Consider the following 16,345-nt stretch of genomic DNA (forward strand, 5'->3'; position numbering starts at 1 on the left):
CTGCGCTCGGATGTTTTTCGGGCTTGGCTGAGATAAAGCGCTACAAAACTGACGTTAGATCGCCGCACCGCGGCCCGTCGATGCGCGGCTCACGACAACGGCAGCTTCAGGCCCATCCAGGCAAAACCTGCCCCAACGCAAAACTCCCCCGGCGAAAGCCGGAGGAGGCATGTCTTGCCTAGTCTGGATCGGGCCTGTGCCCGGCTCAGTTCGACAGTTCGGATGCCGCGTCATAGGCGGCGGTAAAGCCGGCGAGCGAGGCGTCGATGCGCACGGTCTGGTCGGGGGCCTGGGCCGGGACGATCTGGATGGTCGCCTTCACGCCACGCTTGAGCGCGTCGACTTCCGGCTGGGTCAGGCCGATGCGGGCGAAACAGCCGCCCATGGTGCAGAACGAATAGGCATAGCTCTTGGCCTTGCCGCCGTCGACCGATAGCTTGACCTCTTCCGAGAGCAGTGTGCCAAGCGGCACGGCGAGGGTGGCGCCGGCGACGACATTGCCTGCATTGCCCAGCTTGTAGAGGCTGAACTCTGCCACCGGGTTGCCTTCGGACTCGGTCAGAAGCTGGTACATCTGGCACAGTTCGGGGGTGTCTTCGGTCTGGTTGCGGAAACACTTGAGCTGCCAGTCGTCAAAGCTCTCCTTGATGTAAGAGCCGTCCTCCTGCACCTCGCGCCCGGTATCGAGCCCTTGTGCCAGTGCGTTGCCGGTTTCCTGTTCGGCCTGTTCGGTCTGTTCTGTGCTTGGTGCCGTTTCGGCAGGGGCCTCTGCCTCTTGCGCGCCGACAGTGGTGCCAAGCGCGAGCAGGGCGGCGATGGACAGGCGTGAAATGAACTTGGACATTGGTTCCCCATTACATGGTCGGTTGATTTGGTGCGATTTAACATGTCATGCGCGCGCTGTCAGGCGCAAAACATGGGACGCTGTCAGGCCCGTGGCGGGTTTTCGCGCGGATCGCCGGTTGCGTCAATCCTGTGACGGCCCGGCCCGCCATGGTCGGGACAAAAAGAAAGAGGCCTTGCGGCCTCCTTCCTGTTTCTCCCCGTCGGACTGGCCGACTTAGTTATTGAAGCGAAAGCTAGGACAGAAACCGGCATGCGTCAACAGGCTATGTCGCAAGCGCCGGAAAAAAGGCCGCACCCGGGGGGCGCGGCCAGTCTGACAGGGAGGAATGCCCGGAACCAGAGGACATTCGGCCCCGGGCATGAATTCAGACTGGCACAGAAAGGTTAACTTTGTATGGTCAAGCCGTGACGATTTCTGGACGAGGGTAGTGAGCCGTGAACAATTCCATTTTCATAGGCGGCGGCGGGCCGGACTATTCCGAGCCGCAGGGCCTTTTGCTCAAATACGCCAACCGGCACGGGCTTGTGGCCGGGGCGACGGGCACGGGCAAGACGGTGACGCTGCAGATCCTCGCCGAAGGGTTCTCGGATGCGGGCGTGCCGGTGATCCTGTCGGATATCAAGGGTGACGTGTCGGGCATGGCGGTGGCGGGCAGCCCCGACCACAAGCTGCATGGCCCGTTCACCGAACGCGCGGAAAAGATCGGGTTCGAGGCGTTCCGCTATGACAGTTTTCCGGTGGTGTTCTGGGATCTGTTCGGCGAGCAGGGCCACCCGGTTCGCACCACGATCGCCGAGATGGGGCCGCTCTTGCTGTCGCGTCTGCTGGGTCTGTCGGATGCGCAGGAAGGCGTGCTCAACATCGCGTTTCGCGTGGCCGACGAAGAGGGAATGCCGCTGCTCGATCTCGATGACATCCGGGCGCTGCTGCTCTGGGTGGGTGAGAATGCGGATGAGTTGTCGCTGCGCTATGGCAATGTGGCGGCGGCCTCGGTGGGGGCGATTCAGCGGTCGCTGCTGGTGCTGGAAAACCAGGGGGCGGCGCATTTCTTTGGCGAACCGGCGCTTGATCTGGCCGATCTGATGCAGGTCACGCCCGAGGGGCGCGGCCATGTCAACATCCTTGCCGCTGACCGTCTGGTGCAGTCGCCGCAGCTTTATGCCACCTTCCTGCTGTGGCTCCTGTCGGAACTCTTTGAGACGTTGCCCGAGGTGGGCAACCCCGACAAGCCGAAGCTGGTCTTTTTCTTCGACGAGGCGCATCTTCTGTTCGATGACGCGCCCAAGGTGCTGGTGGACAAGGTCGAGCAGGTGGCGCGGCTCATTCGCTCCAAGGGGGTGGGGGTGTATTTCATCACCCAGAATCCCGATGACGTGCCCGAGGATGTGCTGGGGCAATTGGGCAACCGATTTCAGCATGCGTTGCGCGCCTTTACCGCGCGCGATCAAAAGGCGTTGCGCCGGGCCGCGGAAACCTATCGCCCCAATCCGAGGTTCGATACCGGCGACGCGATCCGTGACGTTGGCGTGGGCGAGGCTGTGACCTCGATGCTGGAGGGCAAGGGGGTGCCGGGGGTGGTCGAGCGCACGCTCATTCGCCCGCCCGCGACGCAGCTTGGCCCCTGTGACCCCGAGACCCGGCGTGCGTTGATCGCCGCCTCGCCGGTGGCGGGTAAATACGACACCGCGATCGACCGGCATTCGGCGCATGAGATGCTGGCCGAACGGGCCGAGGCGGCGGCGAAGGCGGCCGAAGCAGCCGAGGCCGAGGTGGCGGCGGAAGAAGAGAAGGCCCGCGAGTTCAAGGCCGCGCGCCGCTATTCCGGCGGGGCGAGCCCGGGGCGTGCGCGCCGGGTGTCGGGCTCGGACGGGATCGGCGGGGCGCTGGCCTCGGCGCTGGTCAAGGAGCTGAAGGGCACCACGGGGCGGCGCATCGTGCGCGGTATTCTGGGCGGGCTCTTCAAGGGGCGTTGACGCGCGCGCGGCGGATACGGTAGGCGTGCCGCAGCGCTTGACTTTCACGCGGCAGGCCGCCATAGCACCCCAACCGACATTTCCTGCCGCGTGAGCAGCACGGCCCCTGAAACGGGGCGACCCATATGAAATGTCGCGGACCTGTTCCCAAAATCACGCGTGGGGCCAAACACCTGTCGGAAGGCGGGGGCAATCGGCCCTTTGTCTTGGCCCGTCAGGTGCAACCACGACGACCGGGCGGTGATCTTTGCCGCCTGCACCGGGCTTTGGGCAGATGTCCTGGCCCCCGAAAGGATACGATTTGAACCTCTTTGACGAAATGGGCCTGCCCCAATCGCTCACCCGCAAGCTGGCCGCGTCTGGCATCACCGAACCCACCCCGATCCAGACCCATGCCATTCCGCATGCCCTGAACGGCGAGGATGTGCTGGGCCTTGCGCAGACCGGCACCGGCAAGACCATGGCCTTTGGCCTGCCGCTGATTACCGCGCTGATGGAGGCGCCGGGCAAACCCGCGCCCAAGACGATCCGCAGCCTGATCCTTGCGCCGACGCGCGAGTTGGCCGGGCAGATCCGCGACGCGCTTTTGCCGCTGGTCAAGGACAGCCCGATCAAGATCAACCTCGTGGTCGGCGGCGCGTCGATCAATCCGCAGATCAAGCGGCTGGATCAGGGAACCGATATCCTGGTGGCGACACCGGGCCGGTTGCTCGACCTTATCGACCGCCGTGCCGTGCGGCTCGACGCCGCGCGGTTCCTCGTGCTCGACGAGGCCGATCAGATGCTCGATCTGGGCTTTATCCACGCGCTGCGCCGGATCGCTGGGCTGCTGGCCGCCGAGCGTCAGACCATGCTCTTTTCAGCGACCATGCCCAAGCAGATGGAAGAGATCGCGAGCAGCTATCTGACCCATCCCAAGCGGGTGCAGGTCAGCCCTCCGGGCAAGGCCGCCGACAAGGTCACGCAAGAGGTGCATTTCATCGCCAAGGCCGCCAAGCCCGATCTGCTGATCGAGCTTCTGGGCAAGCACAAGGGCGAGTTGGCGCTGGTTTTCGGTCGCACCAAGCACGGCTCTGACAAGCTGGCGCGCAAGCTGGAGCAGGCCGGATTCTCGGTCGCCGCGATCCATGGCAACAAGAGCCAGGGCCAGCGCGAACGGGCGCTCAAGGCGTTCCGGGATGGTCAGGTCAAGGTACTCGTGGCCACCGACGTGGCGGCGCGCGGCCTTGATATTCCGGATGTGAAACACGTCTACAATTTCGAGTTGCCGAACGTGCCAGACAACTATGTCCACCGCATCGGGCGCACTGCGCGCGCGGGCAAGGACGGGGCGGCGATCGCGTTTTGCGCACCCGACGAGATGGGCGAATTGAAGGATATCCAGAAGGTTCTGGGCACCACGATCCCGGTGGCCTCGGGCCGTCCGTGGGAAGTGCTGCCCGATCCCAAGGAGAAGAAACCGCAGGGCCGTGGCGGGCCGCGTCGTCGCGGTGGCGGCGGTGGTGGCTTTGGCGGCGGTGCCGGGGAGGGCAAACCCGGCGGCGGGCGGCGTCGCGGTGGCGGTGGCGGCCGGGCCCGGTCGAACGCGGCGTAAGCGCGGGGGATTGGGCTGGGGTGGACCTTTGCCGTTAACGAGATGAGCCGCGCGGGGCAGAGCTTGAACGGAAGCGTGAGGCCAAGACCTGCGCTGCTATCCCCGCGACAGCCGCGCCGCGCGCCCGCCCCGGCGCTTTTTCAGCAATCCGGCGCGGTCGGGCAGGGCGGCCATCACCTCGCGCCGCTCGGTGCCGCTCATCTTCGACCAGCGGGTGATCTCGTCGATCGAGCGCAGGCAGCCGGTGCAGATCCGTGCCTCGGGGTGCACCACGCAGACCCGCACGCAGGGGCTTTCGACCTCGTCGCGCTGCCATGGTGTTTCATCCGTCATGCTCTGCCCTCATGTGTCCCATCCGGTCCAGCACCCCTTGCAGGATATAGGATGCGGCGACGCTGTCGATCACCTCGGAACGACGCTTTCGTGTCGCATCCGCCTCCAGCAGGGCGCGTTCGGCGGCCACGGTGGACAGGCGTTCGTCCCAGAAGCTGATCGGCAGATCGGAGAGCCGTTCCAGATTGCGGGCAAAGGCGCGGGTGGATTGGCACCTTGGGCCCTCGCTGCCATCCATGTTGCGCGGCAGGCCGAGGATGATCCCGCCCACCTCGCGCGCCGCGATGACCTTTAGCAGATGCGCGGCATCGAGGGTGAATTTCTGACGCTTTACCGTCTCATGCGGGCTGGCCACCGACCAGAGCCGGTCCGAGAGCGCGACGCCGATGGTCTTGGTCCCCAGATCGAGACCCATCACGGCCCGCGCGCGCGGCAGCGCGGCGGCGAATTCGGCGATATCCTCGACGATCACTCTGCCACGCCCGCGTTCTCTGCCGCCGCCCGCACGGTGGCAAGGCGACGCGGGAAATCAGCAAAGACCGCCTGCGCTTCGGACCAGATGCGGCGGGCGCGGTTGGTCTCGCCCAGCACGCCGTAGGCGTTGATCAGCCGCGCCCAGTCTTCGGCGGTGCCGCCCTCGTCGGCCAGACGGCTCGCCAGCCCGGCCACCATGCCGCGGATCATCTCCTGCCGGGCCTCGGGGTCCATCTCTCCTGCAGCCTCGATATCGCCCGCCGAGGGGCCGGGCGCGCTGCCCTGCTGCGGCAGTTCATAGCGTTCGCCCGCGCGCGCCGCCAGTTCCTCGATGCCGGCGCGAATGGGCGGCACCCAGGGCGCGTCGGGTGTGCTCTCCTCCAGCAGGTCGCGCCACAGGCGGAACGCGGTGTCGGGGCGGTCGATCTGCGTCATGTAGAGACCAAGGTAGAAGCGGGCCGTCGGGGCGCGCGGGTCGCGGGCGAGGGCGTCGCGTAGTGCTGCCTCGGCATCGCGCGAGACATAGCCGCTGGTGGCGTTGATCATCAATTCGGCCAGCGTGGCGTAATCCTCGGCGGTGGCCGCCTCGCCCTTCACCTCGATGAGCTGCGCCTGCGCGGTGCGCGCCGCCTCCATGTTGCCGAGCGCTGCCTCGCTGCGCACCAGAAAGCGCAGGCCCTGCTGGTCATTGGGCCGCTCCGCCACCGTCTCGCGCAGCCGCTCGACCAGCGCCATATAGTCGTCGCTGGTGCCATCGGGCAGGCCGGTTTCCTGCGGGGCAAAGCGGGCTTCGGCCGCTTCCTGGTCCAGTCGTTCGGCGCGCGCGGCCTCGGAATTGGCGATCCGGGTGGCCATGGGCAGATCGCCGTAACCCGGCGCGCCGATCTGCGAATAAAGCAGCACGCCACCGCCGGTGATCACCGCCACCACCGCACCGGCCATCGCCATCCCAAGCGCCTTGGGCTGCCCGCCGCTCTCGCCGCCCGCACGCAGTAGTGCGTCGGCGGCGAGGATCTTGCGCGAAATCTCGGCGCGCAGCCGTTCGGCATCCTCGGCCTCCAGCACGCCGCGCTTGAGGTCGCGGTCGATCTCGCGCAGCTGATCGCGGTAGACGTCGAGGTCATAGGCTGCGGGCGGTGCCTCGCCCACGCGACCACGCATGAGGGTCAGCCCCAGAATGGCCCCGACCCCGATCGCAAGGGCCGCCACGATGATCCAGAATGCCATGATCTCTCCTTGGGTGGTTGATCCCATGTAACGACACGCGCGCGCGGAAAAAAGAGGCATATGGTCACTTGGCCGTGGTCGCCCCGCGCTCCGATGTCGCAATGTCGCTATTGATGCTGAAATCGCCGCGCCGGGTATCCTTTCCTAAGCCCGTCCATCGCATTACGGTGCCAGCCGCAAACCCGTTGCGAATCCACCAACCCCGAGAGCGCGCATGAAACACTATTCCGCCTTTGCCGTCGCCCGCGAAGCCCTGCGTTACCACATGGGGTGGGAGCGCGCCTGGGCCTCGCCCGAGCCGAAGAAGAAATACGATGTCATCATCGTGGGCGCGGGCGGGCACGGTCTGGCCACGGCCTATTACCTCGGCAAGAATTTCGGCATCACCAATGTCGCGATTTTGGAGAAGGGCTGGCTGGGGGGCGGCAATACGGGGCGCAACACCACCATTATCCGCTCCAACTACCTGCAGGACCCCTCGGCGGCGATCTATGAGAAATCCCGCTCGCTCTATGAGACGCTGAGCCAGGATTTCAACTACAACATCATGTATTCGCCGCGCGGCGTGATCATGCTGGCGCAGACCGAGCATGAGGTGCGCGGCTATCAGCGCACGGCACATGCCAACGCCTTGCAGGGCGTGACCACCGAATTCATCTCGCCCGCCCGCGTCAAGGAAATCGTGCCGATCATCAATCTCGACGGGCCGCGTTATCCGGTGCTGGGCGGTCTCTGGCAGGCGCGCGCGGGCACCGCGCGGCATGACGCCGTGGCCTGGGGCTATGCGCGGGCCTGTTCGGCCATGGGCATGGACATCATCCAGAAATGCGAAGTCACTGGCATTTCCCGCGACAGGGGCAAGGTCACCGGTGTCACCACCAATCGCGGCGACATCGCCTGTGACAAGCTGGGGCTGGTCGTGGCCGGTCACTCCGGCCACCTCGCCGATATGGCAGGCTTCCGCCTGCCGATCGAAAGCGTGGCGCTGCAAGCCCTCGTCTCCGAGCCGATCAAGCCCTGCATGGATTGCGTCGTCATGGCCAACACCGTGCATGGCTACATGAGCCAGTCCGACAAGGGCGAGATGGTGATCGGCGGAGGCACCGACGGCTACAACAACTACACGCAGCGCGGCTCGTTCCACCATGCCGAGGAAACCGTGCGCGCGCTGGTCGAGACCTTCCCGATGGTCGCGCGCCTCAAGATGCTGCGCCAATGGGGCGGGATCGTGGACGTGACCGGTGACCGCTCGCCGATCCTCAGCAAAACGCCCGTCGACGGCATCTTCATCAACTGCGGCTGGGGCACGGGTGGCTTCAAGGCGATCCCCGGCTCCGGCTGGGGCTTTGCCGAACTGATGGCCAAGGGCCACTCGCCGCTCTGCGACGAGTTCGGTCTGGACCGGTTCTATCAGGGCCGGTTCATTGACGAATCCGTCGCCGCTGGCGTCGCGCACTAAGGAGGACTTGACCCATGCTGATCCTCACCTGCCCCTGCTGCGGCGTTACGGGCGAAGAGACCGAATTTCATCAGGGCGGCGAGGCGCATCTCAAGCGCCATGGCCCCGGCGCGTCGGATGACGAGTTTCACACCTATATGTTCGCCAAGGAAAACCCCAAGGGCGTGCATTTCGAGCGGTGGCGGCACAATAATGGCTGCGGCAAGTGGTTCCACGCGGCGCGCGATACGGTGACGCTGGAGGTCTACGGCACGTACCCCGCGCAAACGCTGGAGCCGCCGCAGGACATCCGCGACGCGATCACCGCCAAGCGCCCCGGCTGGACATGGCGGGACTTCGCATGACCCTTCATCTTGCCAAAAATACTCACAAAACAACGCCCGCCCGCCGGGCCCGAGGGTTCAAGACATGAGCACACGTCTGGCCAAGACCGGTCGCCTCGTCGATCACAGCCGCGCCATCGAATTCACCTTCAACGGCAAGCGCCTGAAGGGCCATCCCGGCGATACGCTCGCCTCGGCGCTGCTGGCGAATGATCAGATGCTGGTGGGCCGGTCGTTCAAGTATCACCGCCCGCGCGGTATCGTGGCGAGCGGGGCCGAAGAGCCCAATGCGCTTGTCGGTCTGGGCGAAGGCACCCGGTTCGAGCCCAATCAGCGCGTCACCACGACCGAATTGTTCGACGGGCTGACCTGCATCAGCCAGAACCACTGGCCGAGCCTCGATTTCGATATCGGCGCGGTCAACACACACCTGTCGCGCTTCCTGCCTGCGGGCTTTTACTACAAGATGTTCATCCATCCCCGCCCGTTCTGGAAACATGTCTACGAGCCGTTCATCCGTCAGTCGGCGGGTCTGGGCAAGGCGTCCAATCCCGGTGATCCGGACCGGTATGAGCATTTCTATTACTTCTGTGACGTGCTCGTGGTGGGCGGCGGTGTCGCTGGTCTGCAGGCGGCACTCGCGGCGGCAGAGGCCGGATCAAAGGTCATGCTGATCGAGCAGACCGCCCATTGGGGCGGGCGGTCGCCTGTGGATGGTGGAGAGGTGGACGGCCAGCCGGTCGCGGAGTGGGTCGATGCCACGATTGCTAAACTGCAAGGCATGCCCAACGTCACCCTGCGCAATCGCTGCATGGGTGCAGGGGTCTACGATCAAGGCTATGCGCTCGGCTATGAGCGTGTTGCCGATCACACCCCCGGCAGCGATGCCCCCCGCCACCGCCTCTGGCGCATCCGCGCAGGCCAGATCGTGACCGCCACTGGCGCCATCGAGCGGCCGCTGAGCTTTGCGGGCAACGATGTTCCCGGCGTCATGCTCGCCTCGGCCATTCGCGATTACGCGGTCGATTTCGGTGTCTCCATCGGTGATCGCACCGTGGTTGTCACTAACAATGACGACGCCTATCGCACCGCCATCACGCTCAAGCAGCTTGGCCTTGAAATCCCCGTCATCCTCGACGCCCGTCAATCGGGCGGCGGTGCCTTGGCCGATGAGGCGCGCGCGCTTGGCATCCGCGTCGAGAACGGCAAGGGCATCGCAAAGGTCAAGGGCGGCAAGCGCGTGACCGGCGTCGCCATCTGCGCGCAGGCGGGCGAAGGCGCGGTGCTGGAAGAGATCGCATGCGACGCGGTCGCGATGTCAGGCGGCTGGTCGCCGGTTGTGCACCTCTGGTCGCATTGCGGTGGCAAGCTCATTTGGGACGAGGCGAGCGCGCATTTCCGCCCCGACCCGGATCAACCGCCGAAAGGCGCCAAGGGCGAGGGTTTCGTGATCCCAGCCGGGGCGGCCAATGGCGCGGGCGATCTGGCCAGTGTCGTGTCCGATGCGCATGCCGCAGGGCAGGCGGCGGCCAAGGCCATGGGCCATAAGCCGAAGGGCAAGGCCCCCAAGGCCAGCACTTCGGAGGAGGCCCCGATGCAGCCCGTCTGGCTCATGCCGCAGGGTGCGGGCATCAAGCTGCGGATGAAATCCTGGCTTGATTACCAGAACGATGTGAAGGTGTCGGACGTGCAACTCGCCGCGCGCGAAGGCTATGAGAGCGTCGAGCATGCCAAGCGTTACACCACGCTCGGCATGGCCACGGATCAGGGCAAGCTGAGCAATATCAACGGGTTGGCTATCCTGTCGGATGCGCTCAACCAGCCTATTCCGCAGACCGGCACGACCACCTTCCGCCCGCCCTATACGCCGATTTCTCTGTCGTCGATCGCGGGCGAGGCCAAGGGCGAGATCTTTCAGCCGATCCGCAAGACCCCGATGCATGGCTGGCACGAGGCCAATGGCGCGGATTTCGAGCCGGTCGGGCAATGGCGTCGCCCCTATTGCTTTCCGAAGGGCGAAGAGGGTCGCCACGAGGCCGTGAACCGCGAGATCAAGCAGACCCGGGCCAGCCTTGCGCTGCTCGATGCCTCGACCCTTGGCAAGATCATAGTCAAGGGACCGGATGCGGGCCGCTTCATGGACGTGCTCTATACCAACATGATGTCCACGCTGAAGCCGGGGCGCTGCCGCTACGGCCTGATGTGCAACGAGAACGGCTTTCTGATGGATGACGGTGTGGTGGCGCGGCTGGATGAGGAGACGTTCCTTGTCCACACCACCACTGGCGGGGCGGAATCGATCCATGGCCACATGGAAGACTGGCTGCAATGCGAATGGTGGGACTGGAAGGTCTATACCGCCAATGTCACCGAGCAATATGCGCAGGTGGGCGTTGCGGGGCCGAATTCGCGCAAGGTGATCGAAAAGCTGACCGAGGACGATATCAGCGCCGATGCGCTGACCTTCATGGGCTGGACCGAGATCACCGTGGCGGGCATACCGGCGCGTGTGTTCCGCATTTCCTTTGCCGGTGAGCTGAGTTTCGAGCTGTCGGTGCCCGCAAGCCATGGTCGCGCCCTCTGGGATGCGCTGCTGGAGGCGGGCGAGGAATACGGGGTCATGCCCTACGGAACCGAGGCGATGCACGTGATGCGCGCCGAGAAGGGGTTCATCATGATCGGGGACGAGACGGACGGCACGGTCATCCCGCAGGACCTGAACATGGACTGGGCGATTTCCAAGAAGAAAGACGACTATCTTGGCAAACGCGCGCAGGAGCGTGAGCATATGGCCGATCCCAACCGCTGGAAGCTGGTAGGGCTGGAGACGCTCGAGGGTGAGGTGCTGCCTGATGGGGCCTATGCGACGGCCCCGGGCACGAACGCCAACGGTCAGCGCAATACGCAGGGCCGCGTGACCTCCACCTACCACTCGCCCACGCTTGGGCGTGGCATCGCCATGGGGCTTGTGCATCACGGGCCGGACCGCATGGGCGAGGTGCTGGAATTCCCAAAGGTCGACGGCGGTATCGTCAAGGCGAAGATCGTCGATCAAGTATTTTACGACAAGGATGGGGAGAAGCAGAATGTCTGAGGCCATAACCCCCCTGAACGGGGCCCGCTTCGAGGGGCTCGCCACGATTGAGGACGCGGGCCTGACCGGTATGATCACCCTGCGTGGCGATCTGTCGTCGAAAGAGGTGAAGGCGGCGGTTCAAAACGCCGTCGGCCTCGACATTCCCGCGCAGCGTCAGGCGCTGAGCGGGCAGGGAACCGCCGTGCTGTGGATGTCGCCGGACGAGCTCTTGCTGATGTGCCCTTATGCCGAGGTGGCGCAGATCATCGCGGCGCTGGAAGGGGCCCTCAAGGGTCAGCATTTCCTAGTCGCCAACGTGTCGGACGCGCGCACCTTCTTGCACGTTTCGGGGCCGGGTGCGCGCGAAACCGTCGCCAAGCTCTGCCCGGTGGACCTGTCGGAGGCCGCCTTTACCCCCGGCATGTTCCGACGCACCCGCATGGCGCAGGTGCCCGCCGCGTTCTGGCTGGATGAGGCGGGCACGTTCCACCTGATCTGCTTCCGCTCGGTGGCGGATTATGCCTTCAACCTGTTGAAAACCTCAGCACTTCCTGGGGGGGGTGTGGGGGTTTACGGCTGAGCCCCGCCAATCCCGACGGAAAAACTCTGCCCCAACAGGGTTGACCTTTGCCTGATCCGCCCACCATGTAAGGGCATCGGATTTCAACACCAACGAACAGGGGGCATACCCATGGCTTTCGAACTTCCCGACCTTCCGTATTCGCACGATGCGCTCGCCGATCACGGCATGAGCCGCGAGACGCTGGAATATCACCACGACATCCACCACAAGGCCTATGTCGACAACGGCAACAAGGCCGTCGCCGGCACCGAGTGGGAAGGCAAATCGGTCGAAGAGATCATCAAGGGCACTTATGACCCCAAGGCTGTCGCGCAGTCGGGCATCTTCAACAACGCCTCGCAATACTGGAACCACAACCAGTTCTGGGAGATGATGGCCCCCGGCGGCACCGGCATGCCCGGCGAGCTTGAAAAGGCGATCACCGATAGCTTTGGCTCGCTCGACAAGTTCAAGGAAGATTTCGCCGCCGCAGGGGCCGGTCAGTTCGGCTCCGGCTGGGCGTGGCTTGTGAAAGACACCGATGGCAGCCTCAAGGTGACCAAGACCGAGAACGGCGTCAACCCGCTCTGCTTTGGCCAGACAGCGCTTCTGGGCTGTGACGTGTGGGAGCATTCCTACTACATCGACTTCCGCAACAAGCGTCCGGCCTATCTCCAGAACTTCCTCGACAACCTGGTGAACTGGGAAAACGTCGCATCGCGCATGTGATCCCGGGCCTGACCCGATCGCAGAAGGCCCGCCAAATTGGCGGGCCTTTTTTGTTGCGTGTCACTGAGTAGATCTTTGATCCGACGTGGTTTTCTGACGGAACCTTGAGCCCTTCCAAACGTTTTTCTTATGAAGCCAAGTACAAAGGAGGTGCCCTATGGCCGAGCGTGTGAAATCAAAGGATGGCAGCCGGGAGACCGAAGAAATCCTCGGCGAAAAACCTGAGAACTTGCGAAAGGCACCCTCTGTCGCGGGCCGCACAGGGGGCGAGATTGCCCGCAAGGTCGGCACCCGCGATGAGAAGAAGCGCCATGACGAGACATCAGCTGGGACGACGCGTGGCACGGCGCAGGATCAGGACGAGAGCGGTGACAAGGAGAAGATGTAATGGCGGTTCTGACCAATGGTACATGGGTGTTGATCGCGGACGGGGAAAAAGCGCTGTTCCTGCGCAACTCTCTTGATGCGAGCTCGCCCGCGCTTGACGTCGTGCGCAAGGACGAGCAGGAAAACCCGTCGGATTACGATCAATCCGCCAATCGTCCAGGGCGCAAGCGCGATACCGGGGTTGGGCAGAGTTCGGCCATGGATGACACCGATTGGCATGAACTGGCCAAGGAACGCTTTGCGCATGAATTGGGTGACATTCTGTACAAGTACGCGCATCGCGGCGCGTTCGAACGGATCATTCTGGTCGCCACGCCGCCTGTTCTGGGTGACCTGCGGCAGGCGCTGCACAAGGAGGTTCAGGCCAAGGTGGTGGCAGAGATTCCCAAGGACCTCACCCACCACCCGCTCGACAAGATCGAGACCATGCTGAAGACGGAGCTCGACCCCAAGCTCTGAGCCTTTGGCGCGCCGTTCCGTTGCATGACACGTGCGTGGAAACTGCATCGGTTCGGCGCTTTCGCCTTGCCCCTGCCGTCTGCTTACGGCAGCACGGAGGCAGGGCGAACCACAGGGCGGTATTATCATGCGGGAGGCGACCAAAGGGATTATCGCGATGGTCGCAACCTGCACGGTCTGGGGCCTGTCGGGCATTTACTACAAGCTGCTGGATCATATCCCGCCCATCGAAATCCTCGCGCATCGCACGCTGTGGTCTTGCGTGTTCTTCGCCTTCGTTCTGCTGGTCCAAGGGCGAATTTCAGTTCTGGGTCAGGCGCTTGCGGGTCGAAAGTCGATTCTTCTGATCGGTTTTGCGGCGCTGATGATTTCGACCAACTGGTTCGTTTTCATCACCTCGATTCAGATCGGGCGCGCGATGGAGGCCTCACTGGGCTATTACATTTTCCCCTTGGTGGCGGTGCTTCTGGGCGCTATTGCCTTTCGTGAACGTCTTGGAAAGGCGCAGCTTTTCGCCGTGGCGCTTGCGCTCTGTGCGGTCGTGACCCTGACGTGGGGCCTTGGCGTTCCGCCCTGGATCGCGCTGATCCTCGCCACGAGCTTCGGCCTCTATGGCCTTGTGAAAAAGGGGCTTTCGGTCGGTCCCGTGGTGTCGGTCACGGCCGAGGTTCTGCTGCTTTCACCGATTGCGCTGACGGTGTTGTGGTATTTTCATTCGGATGGGCATGGGGCATTCGGTGTCAACTGGCGTGACAGCCTGCTCCTGATGTTTTCCGGCATCCTCACCGGCACGCCGCTGATCATGTTCAGCTATGCCACCAAGCGCGTCACGCTGGCCACCGTCGGGCTGGTGCAATATCTGAACCCGACGCTGCAATTCTTTGTCGCAACGCTGATTTTCCAAGAGGCGTTCAGCTTCTGGCACGCCGTGGCCTTCGCGATGATCTGGACCGCGCTCGCGATCTATACGACCGCGAGCCTGCGTCAGGACAGGGCGGCGCGCAGGGCGATCCTCAAATCCTGAACCGATTCAACAGGTTGCACAAAGCCCCTTAGGCTGTCTGCGGCGAAATCCTCGGCGATGACGTGATCCAGGATTTGCATGAGAGGGGTCCAGTACGAGTCTGTATTCAATAAATAAATCGGCTTTTCATGCAGGCCGAGCTGACGCCATGTCAGGACCTCGAAAAACTCGTCCAGCGATCCCGCGCCGCCGGGCAGGACAACGATGGCGTCGGAATTCATGAACATCACCTTTTTGCGTTCATGCATGGTTTCGGTCACGACATATTGCGTCAGGTCGCGCTTGCCGACCTCCAGACGCACGAGATGCGCGGGGATCACGCCGAAGGTCTTGCCGCCCGCCTGTTGCGCCGCCCGCGCCGTGGCGCCCATGAGGCCGATATCCCCCGCGCCGTAAACCAACCGCCAGCTGTTCTCGGCCAGCATCTTGCCGGTGTCGGTCGCGGCCTGCATATATGTGGGGCGCTTGCCCGGACGTGCGCCGCAAAAGACACAGACGGATCGTTCTGACATGGGATCACTCCGGGCTGAAACGGGTTGCTTTGACCCGTGATAGCCTTGTTGCTATGCTCCGACAACCGGGCGCGGTGCCACGGCAGGGGATGTTGAAAAAAGATGAGGAAATTCGCCGGTTTAGGGGCTGGGCCTGCTGCGGGTGCCGTTGCTCTGGCGGTGGCGGCCCTGGTCGCCGCGGGGATCTATATCTATCGCGGCGATACGCCGGGCGCAGAGGTGACACAGTCGACCGACCCGGCAGCCGAAGCGGAGCCAGCATCCGAGCCCATCAACGCGCCACCCACCCAAGAGGCGCAGGCGGAGCCCGACACGCCCGATATGCCCGCACCGCCGGCCATCGACACGTTTCGGCTGGAGCCGGACGGACAGATGGTGGTCGCCGGTCGTGCCGCCCCCGGCTGGGACGTCTCGATCCTGATCGACGACGAGGACATCGGTATCGCGGCTCCGGACGGGGCCGGAAAATTCGTTCAGTTTCTTGATGTTCCGAGGAGTTCGCAACCTCGGGTCCTGACGTTGCGCATGCGCTCTGCGACGGATGGCACGGAGGTCCGGTCAACCGACGAAATTCTGATCGCGCCGAGGCCGGAACCCGAGATATCTGCGCCCGAAGTGACCGATGCCGCCGTATCTGACGTGACAGATGCCGCAGCGTCAGAGGGCGCCCGGCCCGCCACGGTTGAGGAGGTCGAGACGATAGCCGCGCCCGATGCCGCACCCGCAGACGCGCCTGTCGTAGCCGCTGCGGAGCAAAGGGCCGCCGCGCCGGATGTCACGACACCGCCTGAGCCGCAGCAACCCACGGTGTTGCTCTCCAATGAAAGCGGTGTGCGGGTCCTGCAATCCCCGCAGGAGCGCACGCCGGAGGTCATGTCCTCGGTCGCGCTGGATGCGATCACCTATTCCGAAGCGGGAGAGGTGCAGCTGTCAGGGCGCGGCCGTGGCGAAGGGTTTGTCAGGATTTACCTGGATAACCAGCCGATTACGACCTCGCGAATCGAGGAGGATGGCGGATGGCAAAGCGCGCTGCCGGATGTGGATACGGGCGTCTACACGCTGCGCGTGGACGAGGTCAGCAAGGCGGGCGAGGTCACGTCGCGCGTCGAAACCCCGTTCAAACGCGAAGATGAGGTCATTCTCGCCACCCGCGACCCTAACCCCAACCCCGATGCGCCGCGTCTCGATGTCGTCACGGTGCAGCCCGGCTCGACCCTGTGGGCGATTTCGCGCGAGACATATGGCGAGGGCATTCTCTATGTGCGGGTGTTCGAGGCCAATCGTGACCGTATTCGTGACCCCGATCTGATTTATCCGGGGCAGGTGTTCGAACTGCCCGAATGAGTGCGGGCTGGTCATTGGAGGG

At 64.1% G+C, this 16,345-nt stretch carries 16 protein-coding genes; 11 read left to right on the forward strand and 5 right to left on the reverse strand.

Annotated features, from left to right (window positions below; all coding sequences use genetic code 11):
• Window positions 1-205: 205 nt before the first annotated feature.
• Window positions 206-844: an invasion associated locus B family protein gene (locus tag BMX04_RS01255; RefSeq protein WP_074784533.1), complete on the reverse strand. Its 639-nt coding sequence runs from the start codon at window positions 842-844 to the stop codon at window positions 206-208.
• Window positions 845-1,281: 437 nt separating this feature from the next.
• On the opposite strand from BMX04_RS01255, the gene BMX04_RS01260 reads away from it, so the two are divergent.
• Together BMX04_RS01260 and BMX04_RS01265 are read left to right on the forward strand one after the other, a co-directional pair.
• A complete protein-coding gene (locus BMX04_RS01260) occupies window positions 1,282-2,820 on the forward strand; it encodes a helicase HerA-like domain-containing protein (protein WP_074784535.1) in 1,539 nt (512 codons plus the stop codon).
• Window positions 2,821-3,121: 301 nt separating this feature from the next.
• Window positions 3,122-4,414 carry a DEAD/DEAH box helicase gene (locus BMX04_RS01265; RefSeq protein WP_420876393.1) on the forward strand — a complete coding sequence of 431 codons (1,293 nt, stop codon included), beginning with the start codon at window positions 3,122-3,124 and terminating at the stop codon, window positions 4,412-4,414.
• A 96-nt stretch (window positions 4,415-4,510) separates the two neighbouring features.
• Here BMX04_RS01265 and BMX04_RS01270 read toward each other — a convergent pair whose 3' ends face one another.
• From BMX04_RS01270 to ccmI, 3 genes are read right to left on the reverse strand one after another with little or no spacing between them, the layout of a single operon-like run.
• Window positions 4,511-4,747: a DUF1289 domain-containing protein gene (locus BMX04_RS01270; RefSeq protein WP_074784537.1), complete on the reverse strand. Its 237-nt coding sequence runs from the start codon at window positions 4,745-4,747 to the stop codon at window positions 4,511-4,513.
• The gene (ruvX, locus tag BMX04_RS01275) at window positions 4,737-5,219 is read right to left on the reverse strand and encodes a Holliday junction resolvase RuvX (RefSeq protein ID WP_175477308.1); all 483 of its coding nucleotides are present in this window, start codon (window positions 5,217-5,219) and stop codon (window positions 4,737-4,739) included. The genes BMX04_RS01270 and ruvX overlap by 11 nt, the downstream gene beginning before the upstream one ends.
• The gene (ccmI, locus tag BMX04_RS01280) at window positions 5,216-6,448 is read right to left on the reverse strand and encodes a c-type cytochrome biogenesis protein CcmI (protein WP_074784539.1); all 1,233 of its coding nucleotides are present in this window, start codon (window positions 6,446-6,448) and stop codon (window positions 5,216-5,218) included. The genes ruvX and ccmI overlap by 4 nt, the downstream gene beginning before the upstream one ends.
• A gap of 214 nt (window positions 6,449-6,662) precedes the next feature.
• Here ccmI and BMX04_RS01285 point away from each other — a divergent pair, with 214 nt between their 5' ends.
• The 8 genes from BMX04_RS01285 to rarD all read left to right on the forward strand — a co-directional run bounded on the left by BMX04_RS01285 (window position 6,663) and on the right by rarD (window position 14,467).
• Window positions 6,663-7,907, forward strand: a complete 1,245-nt coding sequence (locus BMX04_RS01285) for a sarcosine oxidase subunit beta family protein (protein WP_074784541.1) — start codon at window positions 6,663-6,665, stop codon at window positions 7,905-7,907.
• A 14-nt stretch (window positions 7,908-7,921) separates the two neighbouring features.
• Window positions 7,922-8,251: a sarcosine oxidase subunit delta gene (locus tag BMX04_RS01290; RefSeq protein WP_074784543.1), complete on the forward strand. Its 330-nt coding sequence runs from the start codon at window positions 7,922-7,924 to the stop codon at window positions 8,249-8,251.
• Between the two features lie 64 nt (window positions 8,252-8,315).
• Entirely contained in the window at window positions 8,316-11,324 is a 3,009-nt protein-coding gene (locus tag BMX04_RS01295) for a sarcosine oxidase subunit alpha family protein (RefSeq protein WP_074784545.1), read from the forward strand.
• The gene (locus BMX04_RS01300) at window positions 11,317-11,886 is read left to right on the forward strand and encodes a sarcosine oxidase subunit gamma (protein ID WP_074784547.1); all 570 of its coding nucleotides are present in this window, start codon (window positions 11,317-11,319) and stop codon (window positions 11,884-11,886) included. Before BMX04_RS01295 ends, BMX04_RS01300 begins: the two co-directional genes overlap by 8 nt.
• A 111-nt stretch (window positions 11,887-11,997) precedes the next feature.
• On the forward strand, window positions 11,998-12,597 hold the full coding sequence (locus BMX04_RS01305) for a superoxide dismutase (RefSeq protein WP_074784549.1): 600 nt from the start codon (window positions 11,998-12,000) through the stop codon (window positions 12,595-12,597).
• A gap of 157 nt (window positions 12,598-12,754) precedes the next feature.
• A complete protein-coding gene (locus BMX04_RS01310) occupies window positions 12,755-12,985 on the forward strand; it encodes a hypothetical protein (protein WP_074784551.1) in 231 nt (76 codons plus the stop codon).
• Window positions 12,985-13,443, forward strand: coding sequence for a baeRF12 domain-containing protein (locus BMX04_RS01315; protein WP_074784553.1), 459 nt, complete (start codon window positions 12,985-12,987; stop codon window positions 13,441-13,443). The genes BMX04_RS01310 and BMX04_RS01315 overlap by 1 nt, the downstream gene beginning before the upstream one ends.
• Window positions 13,444-13,570: 127 nt before the next feature.
• Window positions 13,571-14,467: an EamA family transporter RarD gene (rarD, locus tag BMX04_RS01320; protein WP_074784555.1), complete on the forward strand. Its 897-nt coding sequence runs from the start codon at window positions 13,571-13,573 to the stop codon at window positions 14,465-14,467.
• Here rarD and BMX04_RS01325 read toward each other — a convergent pair.
• Window positions 14,428-14,979: an LOG family protein gene (locus tag BMX04_RS01325; RefSeq protein ID WP_074784557.1), complete on the reverse strand. Its 552-nt coding sequence runs from the start codon at window positions 14,977-14,979 to the stop codon at window positions 14,428-14,430. The two genes, rarD and BMX04_RS01325, sit on opposite strands and share 40 nt — an antisense overlap.
• 102 nt (window positions 14,980-15,081) lie before the next feature.
• On the opposite strand from BMX04_RS01325, the gene BMX04_RS01330 reads away from it, so the two are divergent.
• On the forward strand, window positions 15,082-16,323 hold the full coding sequence (locus BMX04_RS01330; RefSeq protein ID WP_074784559.1) for a LysM peptidoglycan-binding domain-containing protein: 1,242 nt from the start codon (window positions 15,082-15,084) through the stop codon (window positions 16,321-16,323).
• The last annotated feature ends 22 nt before the right edge of the window (window positions 16,324-16,345 follow it).

It is taken from the genome of Roseovarius tolerans (assembly GCF_900109855.1).
Taxonomy (GTDB): Bacteria; Pseudomonadota; Alphaproteobacteria; order Rhodobacterales; family Rhodobacteraceae; genus Roseovarius; species Roseovarius tolerans.

Excerpts from the sequence above, each read along its gene's own strand:
- BMX04_RS01255 (WP_074784533.1), bottom strand. The coding sequence starts at position 844 with ATGTCCAAGTTCATTTCACGCCTGTCCATCGCCGCCCTGCTCGCGCTT.
- BMX04_RS01270 (WP_074784537.1), bottom strand. The coding sequence starts at position 4,747 with ATGACGGATGAAACACCATGGCAGCGCGACGAGGTCGAAAGCCCCTGC.
- ccmI (WP_074784539.1), bottom strand. The coding sequence starts at position 6,448 with ATGGCATTCTGGATCATCGTGGCGGCCCTTGCGATCGGGGTCGGGGCC.
- BMX04_RS01285 (WP_074784541.1), top strand. The coding sequence starts at position 6,663 with ATGAAACACTATTCCGCCTTTGCCGTCGCCCGCGAAGCCCTGCGTTAC.
- BMX04_RS01290 (WP_074784543.1), top strand. The coding sequence starts at position 7,922 with ATGCTGATCCTCACCTGCCCCTGCTGCGGCGTTACGGGCGAAGAGACC.
- BMX04_RS01295 (WP_074784545.1), top strand. The coding sequence starts at position 8,316 with ATGAGCACACGTCTGGCCAAGACCGGTCGCCTCGTCGATCACAGCCGC.
- BMX04_RS01300 (WP_074784547.1), top strand. The coding sequence starts at position 11,317 with ATGTCTGAGGCCATAACCCCCCTGAACGGGGCCCGCTTCGAGGGGCTC.
- BMX04_RS01305 (WP_074784549.1), top strand. The coding sequence starts at position 11,998 with ATGGCTTTCGAACTTCCCGACCTTCCGTATTCGCACGATGCGCTCGCC.
- BMX04_RS01310 (WP_074784551.1), top strand. The coding sequence starts at position 12,755 with ATGGCCGAGCGTGTGAAATCAAAGGATGGCAGCCGGGAGACCGAAGAA.
- BMX04_RS01315 (WP_074784553.1), top strand. The coding sequence starts at position 12,985 with ATGGCGGTTCTGACCAATGGTACATGGGTGTTGATCGCGGACGGGGAA.
- rarD (WP_074784555.1), top strand. The coding sequence starts at position 13,571 with ATGCGGGAGGCGACCAAAGGGATTATCGCGATGGTCGCAACCTGCACG.
- BMX04_RS01325 (WP_074784557.1), bottom strand. The coding sequence starts at position 14,979 with ATGTCAGAACGATCCGTCTGTGTCTTTTGCGGCGCACGTCCGGGCAAG.
- BMX04_RS01330 (WP_074784559.1), top strand. The coding sequence starts at position 15,082 with ATGAGGAAATTCGCCGGTTTAGGGGCTGGGCCTGCTGCGGGTGCCGTT.